7 protein-coding genes and 1 pseudogene are annotated in these 9763 nt (G+C 30.4%); 7 read left to right on the top strand and 1 reads right to left on the bottom strand.

Going from position 1 to position 9763, the window contains the following annotated elements:
• From RR409_RS20065 to RR409_RS20095, 7 genes are all read left to right on the top strand, one after another.
• A partial coding sequence (locus RR409_RS20065; RefSeq protein WP_332559556.1) for an NADH-ubiquinone oxidoreductase-F iron-sulfur binding region domain-containing protein occupies positions 1–585 on the top strand: 585 nt, incomplete at its 5' end.
• 4 nt (positions 586–589) lie between these two features.
• A complete protein-coding gene (locus RR409_RS20070) occupies positions 590–2278 on the top strand; it encodes a [FeFe] hydrogenase, group A (RefSeq protein ID WP_332559557.1) in 1689 nt (562 codons plus the stop codon).
• Between the two features lie 5 nt (positions 2279–2283).
• The gene (locus tag RR409_RS20075) at positions 2284–2532 is read left to right on the top strand and encodes a (2Fe-2S) ferredoxin domain-containing protein (protein ID WP_332559558.1); all 249 of its coding nucleotides are present in this window, start codon (positions 2284–2286) and stop codon (positions 2530–2532) included.
• Positions 2533–2927: 395 nt separating this feature from the next.
• Complete coding sequence (locus tag RR409_RS20080) at positions 2928–6386, top strand: ATP-binding protein (protein WP_332559559.1); 3459 nt, start codon at positions 2928–2930, stop codon at positions 6384–6386.
• 250 nt (positions 6387–6636) lie between these two features.
• Entirely contained in the window at positions 6637–7374 is a 738-nt protein-coding gene (gene truA, locus RR409_RS20085) for a tRNA pseudouridine(38-40) synthase TruA (RefSeq protein ID WP_332559560.1), read from the top strand.
• Between the two features lie 374 nt (positions 7375–7748).
• A complete protein-coding gene (gene hgcA, locus RR409_RS20090) occupies positions 7749–8897 on the top strand; it encodes a mercury methylation corrinoid protein HgcA (RefSeq protein WP_332559561.1) in 1149 nt (382 codons plus the stop codon).
• A 13-nt stretch (positions 8898–8910) separates the two neighbouring features.
• Positions 8911–9126: a 4Fe-4S dicluster domain-containing protein gene (locus tag RR409_RS20095; RefSeq protein WP_332559562.1), complete on the top strand. Its 216-nt coding sequence runs from the start codon at positions 8911–8913 to the stop codon at positions 9124–9126.
• A gap of 446 nt (positions 9127–9572) precedes the next feature.
• On the opposite strand, the pseudogene RR409_RS20100 reads toward RR409_RS20095, so the two are convergent.
• A pseudogene (locus RR409_RS20100) lies at positions 9573–9763 on the bottom strand (hypothetical protein); the annotation flags it as partial.

Below are 9763 nucleotides of genomic sequence, written 5' to 3' on the forward strand. Positions count from 1 at the left end.
CTAACAAAGGAACATCTTGATTTACCTTTAGACTTTGATTCTCTTAAAAAGGCAGGGGCTATGATAGGTTCTGGAGGCCTTGTAGTTATGGATGATAACACCTGTATGGTAGAAGTTGCAAGATTCTTTATGAATTTCACTCAAAATGAATCCTGTGGTAAGTGTGTTCCTTGTCGTGAAGGTACTAAGAGAATGTTAGAAATTCTTGAAAGAATTGTATCAGGACAAGGAGTTTTAGAGGATATTGATATGCTTTTAGAACTTGCAGATACAATATCTTCAACTGCTTTATGTGGCCTTGGAAAAACAGCAGCTTTCCCAGTAGTAAGTACTATTAAGAATTTCCGTGAAGAATATGTAACTCATATTGTAGATAAAAAATGTCCATCAAAAACTTGTCAAAAGCTTAAAACAATATTTATAGAGAAGGATGCTTGTAAAGGGTGTACAAAGTGTTCAAGGATTTGTCCTGTAGGAGCAATTTCAGGCAAGGTTAAGGAACCATTTATAATAGATAAAGATAAATGCATTAAATGTGGTGCTTGTATTGAATCATGTGCTTTCAAAGCTATAAAGGAGGATTAACAGAATGAATGGACAATTTATGATGATAGATGATATTCCTGTTGAGATAAATGGCGAGAAAAATGTACTTGAATTAGTTAGAAAAGCAGGTATAGAGTTACCTACCTTTTGCTATTATTCAGAGCTTTCAGTTTATGGTGCTTGTCGTATGTGTATGGTTGAAAATAAATGGGGTGATATAGAAGCTGCCTGTTCAACTCCGCCTAAAGCAGGAATGGAAGTTAAAACTAATACTCCTCGACTTAGAAAGTACAGAAAAATGATTCTTGAGCTATTACTATCAAACCATTGCAGAGATTGTACCACTTGCGAAAAAAATGGTTATTGTAAATTACAAGATTTAGCTCAACGTTTTGGTATAAAGGAAATAAGATTTAACAACACCTCAGAAGATAGAGTATTAGACAAGTCCTCTGTAAGCATAGTACGTGATAAAAGCAAATGCATTCTATGCGGTGATTGCGTGAGAATGTGTGATGAAGTTCAAAATGTTGGAGCTATTGACTTTGTAGGTAGGGGTTCAGATATGACTGTTAGTACTGCTTTTGATGAGCCTCTTGCAGAATCTAATTGCGTAGGTTGTGGGCAGTGTGCAGCGGTGTGTCCTACTGGCGCACTTGTGATTAAGAATGATACCTCAAAGCTTTGGAAGGAATTAAGTGATTCTAATGCCAAGGTGGTAGTTCAAATTGCTCCAGCTGTGAGAGTTGGAATTAGTAAAGAGCTAGGATGCAAAGATGGAGAAAATGTAATGGGGAAAATAGTAGGTGCGCTTAGAAGAATGGGCTTTGATGCAGTGTTTGATACATCTACTGGAGCGGATCTAACAGTATTGGAGGAAACAGGAGAATTCCTTTCAAGACTTGAGAAAAACGAAAAATTACCTTTATTTACGTCATGTTGTCCTGCTTGGGTAAGTTATGTGGAAAATACTCATCCAGATATACTTAAAAATATTTCCACTTGCCGTTCACCAATGCAAATGTTTTCTTCAGTACTTAAAGAACACTATAAACATTCAAATAAGAAGGTTGTTGTTGTAGCAATAATGCCTTGCACAGCAAAGAAGTTTGAAGCACAAAGAGATGAATTTAAAACTGAAGGAGTTCCAGATGTAGATTATGTAATATCTACCCAAGAGCTTATTCAAATGATAAAAGAATCAGGAATAGTATTTTCTGAAGTAGAACCAGAATCTGTAGATATGCCTTTTGGTGTTAGTAGTGGAGCAGGTGTGATCTTTGGAGTTACAGGTGGAGTTACTGAAGCGGTTATTCGTAGAGTTTTAGATGACAAATCTTCTACCACATTACGTACTCTTGCTTTCAATGGGGTAAGAGGTATGGAGGGACTTAAAGAGGCCTCAATCACAGTGGATGGACGTGAGCTTAAGATAGCGGTAGTGAGTGGACTTAAAAATGCTCATGATGTTGTAAATAGAATAAAAGCTGGCGAAGTTCATTATGATTTTGTGGAAGTTATGGCTTGTCCTGGCGGTTGCGTTTCTGGTGCTGGCCAACCATTTGCAATGAACGAAGGAAAAGTAAAACGTGGTGCAGGATTATATGAAGCAGATAGAATGAGTAGCATTAAGCGTTCGGAAGAAAATCCAGTAATGATGTCGTTGTATTCAGGTTTATTAAAAGGTAAGGTTCACGATTTACTACATGTACACTATAAAGGAAGGGAGTAGTTTCTGTGATAAAGTTAAGTGTTTGCGTAGGCACTTCATGCCATATTAAAGGATCCTACAATGTCATTAATACCTTTCAACAAGTGATGGAGGAATATAAGCTTTCAGATAAAATCAAATTAGAGGCAGTATTTTGTTTAGGAAACTGTACAAAAGGTGTATCTGTAAAGATAGGTGATAGTGAAGTTTATAGTGTTTCAGGTCTTACTGCAAGGAAGTTTTTTGAAACAGAGGTAATGACTAAATTAAATTAGAAAAGTACTATTTTTAAAATGAATAGGTTTATTTTGATTAAGAATTTTGAAAGGATATTCAACCCATAACAGAAGGGTATGGTAGGCTTACTCCTTCGAAATATCTTGTAATAGATTAGGCTGCTTACAATTACATTGTGGGCAGTCTTTATTTTAACTTGTGAATTAATTAATGATAGTATAGTTTTTCTTGCGATTTTAAAAAAGGAATAATTTGGAGTAATATAATAAAAATTGGTTCTAATAAATAACTAAATCACAAGTTAAAAGAAGTATCGCAATGGATTCATTGTATTTTTTGTGGAATTTTGTTAAAATTTATATGTTATGTAAAAACAATGTACCTAATATTTAATTATATTAGAGTGATATATTTATCTATAAGGGAGTCTATTATGATATATGTAAAATCGCCTAAAATAAAACTATTACTAATTCTTTTTATGGTGCTTATTGCTTTTGTAACTTTAATTAAAGGAAGTATAACTATAAGCGATACAAACAAGAATATCCCTGTAGCAGAACATGGAGTTTTAGACTTAAGACACTGGGATTTTAAAAAAGATGGGATGGTAAAATTAGATGGCCAGTGGGAATTTTATGAAAATGAAATGCTTTCTCCTATGGACTTTAAAGATACTAAAGGCAAAGAAATGAGATATCTTGGGATTCCAGGTATTTTTAATGAGCATGGGTATGGTACATATAGATTAAAATTACTTTTTAACAATGAGGAAGACCTTTACTCAGTTAAAATAGATTTTATTCAAAGTGCATATAAACTTTGGTCTAATGATAGTGAAGTTATAACTGTGGGTAGGGTAGGAAAAGACAAGAATGAAATGATACCACAACTAATACCTAAATCAGGTTCTCTTCATGTGGAAAATCAAGAAATATATCTTACCCTTCAGGTTAGTAACTTCTATAGCAACTATGGATTTATAGACACAATATTACTAGGAAGTTCAACACAAATAAAAACTTATGAAGACAAAAAACTTGCATTTGATTTATTTCTTTTTGGATGTTCAATAATTGCAGCTATTTATAATCTAGGTATATTTTATAGAAGGAGAAAAGATAAAGCATCACTATATTTTGCTATTGTATGCATAATTGTTGCAATCAGAACCGTTTTTGTGGGTGAAGGCTTCTTAATGTCTTTGTTCCCTGACTTTAGCTATATTACTTCAGGTAAAATAAAGGTTCTGACCTTTTATATATATATTCCCTTCATTATCTTGTTCATCAATCAATCCTACGGTAGGATTTTATCAAGAAGAATTGTAAAACTGTCAAATTGGTCAGCGATTCTATATACATGGCTAGTAATCCTATTACCATATGGATTCTATTTACAGTATATAATTCCTTTTGAAGTATTTGCCCTTGTTATGTTGATTTATATGATGTATAAAATATCAAAAATATATTTTGAAAAAGATCAAAGTGATTATATAGCTGTAGTAGGAATTTTTGCACTGTTTATTGCAAGAGTCAATGATATATTATATGAATACAGTATAATAATAACAGGTTCTTATGCAGCCTGGGGTGTTTTCATGTTTATAGCTGCAAATTATTTTGTTTTAGCGGAGAGACAAGCAGTAGCTTTTTCTAAGGTAGAAGAGATGAGCCAAAAACTTAAATCATTAAATAAATTAAAGGATGAGTTTTTAGCAGTAACTTCTCACGAACTTAAAACACCTTTAAATGGAATAATTGGATTATCAGAAGGCCTTGTTAGTAATGATGTTAGCAATTTAACCTATGATGAAAAGTCTGATTTGAATTTAATTAATTCCAGTGCTAAGAGATTGTCTAATTTAGTAAATGACATGTTAACAATTTCTAGTCTTAAAAATAATGAAATTAAGTTAAATAGAGGCCCAGTTAATATTAAGAAAATTGTAGACTTGGTTATTAAATTTTCTAAGGCTTATAATAGCAATAAAAATGTTTCCATCGAGAATATGCTGGATAATAGCACTCCTTATGTTTTGGGGGATGAAAACAGGATACAGCAAATTTTTTATAATTTAATTGGTAATGCATTAAAATTTACACATGAAGGAAATATAGAAATTTTTTATTGTATAAAAGGAAATTTCCTAGAGGTTTATGTAGAGGATACAGGAATAGGCATTCCTGAAAATAAAATTGTACAAATTTTTGATTTTTATGAACAAGTGGACGGGATTTCTGAAAAATATGGTGGAACGGGACTTGGGCTTTATACGACAAGGAAGTTAGTGGAGCTCCATGGGGGGACTATTAGGGCTACCTCAAAAATAAATAAGGGAAGTAAGTTTATTTTTACACTTCCTTTATATACTGCAGAAAATATAGAAGTTTTTGTTGACCATAAAGGAATGGATGATGAGAATGATTCAATATACAATAACATACAATGTGAGAACACAGTAGATATAATCTTGAATAAAGATGAGGAAATTGATAAGGACTTGAAATCTAGTATTTCAAAACTTTCAATAAGTGATGAAAGTATAAATATAAATGAAAATATAAATATAAATGAAAATATAAATAGTAACATTACTAAAAAGTTTAAAATATTAATAGTTGACGATGAATATATAAATCAAAAGGTATTAAAGAATTATCTTCCTAAAGATAAATTTTCAATATTAGAGGCTTATAGCGGAAAAGAAGCACTAATGATGTTAGAGGATAATCACGATTTAGATTTAGTAATTCTAGATATGATGATGCCAGATATGTTAGGTTATGAGGTTTGTAAGAGTATTAGAGAAAAATATTCACTTTTTGAACTTCCAGTACTGATGATGACAGCTGACAGTAGACTACAAAATTTAATAATTTCCTTTCAGTATGGAGCAAATGATTATTTAAGAAAGCCTTTTAATAAATATGAACTTTCATCAAGAGTAAGCACCTTAGTAACCTTAAGACATTCAGTTAATGATGCTCTAAGGTTAACTCAGGAAGTTGCTCTTGCAAATGAACAGGTGGAAACCCTTAGTCTTAGTAATCAAGTGAGTAGTAAAAGAGTGGAGGAACTTATAGAATACGATAAAGTAAAAACTGAGTTTTTTGCTAATATATCACATGAGCTCAGAACGCCATTAAATGTAATTTCAAGTACAATACAATTACTTCAATCCCTAGATGAATCACGAAATTTAAGTGATGAAAGAATTAAATACTATTTATCTATAATGAATCAAAACTCATTTAGATTACTAAGGTTAATAAACAATCTCATAGATACTACTAAAATAGAGGATGGTTACATAAATCTTAACCTAAGAAATGGAAATATAATTTATGTAATTGAGGAAATATCTCAATCAGTGGCAGAATATATAAAAACTCATGGAATAACTCTTGTTTTTGATACAGAAATAGAAGAAAAAATAATGGCCTTCGATGAGGAAAAAATAGAAAGAATAATATTAAATATATTATCTAATTCAATAAAATTCACACCTAAAGATGGAAGTATTTTTGTTAATATATATGATAAAATTAACTCTATAGAAATAGTAATAAGAGACACCGGTATAGGTATACCTAAGGAAAAATTAGAATTTGTTTTTAAACGCTTTGCTCAAATTGATAAATCCACAACTAGGCAAAATGAGGGAAGTGGAATTGGACTTGCCCTTGTAAAATCATTAGTGAACATGCATGGGGGAGAAATTTATGCTAAAAGTGAGTTAAATCAAGGTAGCGAATTTATAATAACTCTTCCAGTTAGTACGGTGGATTCAGAGGTGGAAGAAAATAACATTACAAACAAAGAAGTTTCTGCGTCAACATATGAAGAAAACCTAACTTTAGAGTTTTCAGATATATATTTGAAGTAAAAAGAACTAAAAAGATTGAATAATTACCATGGAAACATTCTTAGAAAGCTATGGGTTGCCTTAGAGTAAGGATAAAAAGAAAAGAATTTAACAAGAAATAGGAGAAATAACTAATAGCTTAAGAAAATGATTAAACTTTCTTAAGCTATTTTTATCATAATTATTATTGTTTATTTCAAATACCATGGGTATAATTGAAATACTAATGGAAAATTTAATATTAGATAAAAATAAATTAAAGGTGGTTCTTATGAGAAACTTAAAAATATTAGTTGAATTTGATGGAAGTAAATATAAAGGATGGCAAAAACTCAAAGATAATGACTTAACTGTACAAGGTAAATTAGAGGGTGTGTTATCTAAAATGGCACAAGAAGATATTGAATTAATAGGTTGTGGGAAAACTGAAATAGGTGTTCATGCCGAAAATTATATAGCAAACTTTCATACTAGCTGCAGGTATAGTATAGATGCCATGTTAGATTATTTATATCAATTCTTACCAGAGGATATTGTAGTAAAGGATATAGAAGAAGTAAATGAAAGATTTCATGCTAGATACAATAGAAAATCCCAAACTTACATCTATAGAATAAACAATAATAAATTTAGAACAGTATTTGATAGAAAGTATTGTTATCATATTGATGAGAAGCTTAATTTAGAAGAAATGAGAAATACAGCAGAAGTTTTAGTGGGAACTAAGGATTTTCAAAGCTTCACTACACTTAAGCCTAACTCAAAATCTACTATCAAAACTATCAATTACATAGATATAGCTGAAAAGGATGGAAGAATTAACATAGAAATAGATGCGAATGATTTCTTATGGAATATGGCAAATATCGTAGTAGGAAACCTTTTAGAAGTAGGAAAGGGTGACCTTAAAATAAAAGATGTAGAAAGAATTTTAAATAATAGACAAAGACCTGAAAATGGTCCAATAGCTCAAGGAAAGGGTCTATGTTTGAAGGAAGTAAAATATTAATCTTTATTAATAATTAATTTAGCGTAAATTTTTATATTTATAAAATATACTTAAGAGGTGCTATGGCACCTCTTTTTCAGGTATAAATACGATTTTTAAAGGTCGGTTGCTATAATTCCTTAAAATGATACCACTAGTATGATAAAATATTTACTATAGATTACATAGTTCAAAATATACCATAAGGAATATATTTTAATTGTTGATCCCATCTACTAATAAGAAAAAGGTCCACATTTAAATTCAACTTATTTCTCAAACAATATAGAATGTATTGTAATTATATATTAGTTACATTTATAAGGAATTTTAAATAAATCTAAGTATAAAATGATGGTAAATATAATTAATAAAAATAAATAAGGAGATATGATATGGAAAAGGATTCATTAAACAATAAGGCATGCTGAACACCGAAGGAAATAACGTCCAGGATGGACTTAATACTTAAAGATGGACATGAAATCAATGAGAAATTTTATAGAGATATAACTCCAATTACCACTGATTTCATAGAAAGCCCAGTAGGGAAAATTAGAAGAATAAGCAACAATCTCTTATTTAAAGACAAGGCTGAACATTTTGGGGTTATGTGGGGATACAAAAGAAATAATTACATGGTAAAACCAGGTATTTATGCCTCAGGCAAGCCTAAATCAACATCACCTGTATTAGTTACTTGCAATTATAAGCTTACATTTGATATTTTAAGAAGTGACTTAAAAGGAATAGATTGTTGGATTTTAGTTCTTGAAACTAATGGTGTAAATGTTTGGTGTGCTTCAGGTGAGGGCACTTTTGGTACAGAAGAGCTTATAAATAGGATAAGAAAAACGAAATTAGAAACACTTGTGAGCCATAAAGTATTAATTATTCCACAACTAGGAGCATCGGGAGTAAGTATAGGAAAACTGAAAAAAGAAACAGGCTTTAGAGGAGTTTTTGGTCCTGTAAGAAGTGAAGATATTAATGAATTTATAAGTAATAGATTTAAAGCATCAGAAACTATGAGACAGGTAAACTTTAATCTTAAAGATAGAGCCAAGCTCACTCCATTGAATTTAGTCCAAAACTTAAAATATTATCTTTGGGGATTAGCTATATTGATAATAATAAATATCATTGAAAGTATAAATACTGGATTGCAAGTCACTATATTAAACACTAGCTTCATTCAAAGCATTCCATTATTCTTTGGGATATTGACATCAACTATGATTTTCCCATTGATTTTACCTATTATACCTTTTAAATCTTTCGCACTAAAGGGCACCACATTAGCTATTATTTTTATGGCAATAATCTTTAATTTAAAAGATTGTTTTCTTTTATCAGGCACTTTGAACTTTATTGGCTATAGTTTCATGATTTTAGCTTTAATAACCAATATTTGTTTAAACTTTACAGGAAGTACCACATATACCTCCTTTTCAGGAGTGGTGAAAGAAACTGTAAGGGCATTACCTTTATGCATAGCAGGTGCAATTATAGGAGTAGTAATTATGATTATCAGTTTAATATAGTGAGGTGAAAGAGATGAAACAAAAATACATCAACGATGTGGTAACCTTGAAGCTAAATGAAGAAAAGTGCATTGGTTGTGGGGTTTGTAAAACAGTGTGCCCACATAAAGTTTTCACTATTGAAAATAGAAAAGCGGTGATTATTAATAGAGACAATTGTATAGAATGTGGAGCATGCATGAATAATTGTGAGTCAAAAGCAATAACTGTAACTCAAGGTGTAGGATGAGTTATGGCGGTAGTTAAAGGAATTCTCACCGGTGGTGGGAAAAGTTGCTGCTAGTTATTTTTTAATTATCATGTTCATTTTTGAAAAGACTTTAGAAAAGAGTTAATTCCTAGTAAAGTAGGCATTATGGTGAAATTTTGCTTTCATAAGAAGGAGCTAAATTTAAGAGGTTAGAAAATTTATAAATAAAAATATTTTAAGAGTATGGGTAATGGAAAATAAGCACTAAAAAGTTTAAACTTTTTGGTGCTTATTTTTACTTCTAGAAAAAACTTCGCTTTTTTCTTTTAATAATGCACTTTGATGGTAATGCGCAAATATGAATTGATTTAAATCAGGCTGACCAAAAATAATTACAGATTATAAAAAAATATAAAAATGTAATTTTGCTCTTTAACACAAACTTTTAAAATTTTAAATTATATATAATCATTTTAATGAAAGGATTATTGGATCAAATTGAGAACAATATCTTCAACTGAAATATTATGATAACTGGATTTCAATACTTTGAATTTTTTCTGTAATCTTACATTGAGCTTTAAAATATAGTTTAAGGTAAAAGGTAAAAACACTTCAATTGATTTTATATATTTTTTTGTAAAGTGTTCCTTATTATCAACAATAGCAAATAATA

It is taken from the genome of Clostridium sp. (assembly GCF_036642255.1).
In the GTDB taxonomy this organism is placed as follows: domain Bacteria; phylum Bacillota; class Clostridia; order Clostridiales; family Clostridiaceae; genus Clostridium_J.

What these genes read in the sequence shown, in the direction of transcription:
- RR409_RS20070 (WP_332559557.1), top strand. Translation starts at nt 590, where the DNA reads ATGAATGGACAATTTATGATGATAGATGATATTCCTGTTGAGATAAAT.
- RR409_RS20080 (WP_332559559.1), top strand. Translation starts at nt 2,928, where the DNA reads ATGATATATGTAAAATCGCCTAAAATAAAACTATTACTAATTCTTTTT.
- truA (WP_332559560.1), top strand. Translation starts at nt 6,637, where the DNA reads ATGAGAAACTTAAAAATATTAGTTGAATTTGATGGAAGTAAATATAAA.
- RR409_RS20095 (WP_332559562.1), top strand. Translation starts at nt 8,911, where the DNA reads ATGAAACAAAAATACATCAACGATGTGGTAACCTTGAAGCTAAATGAA.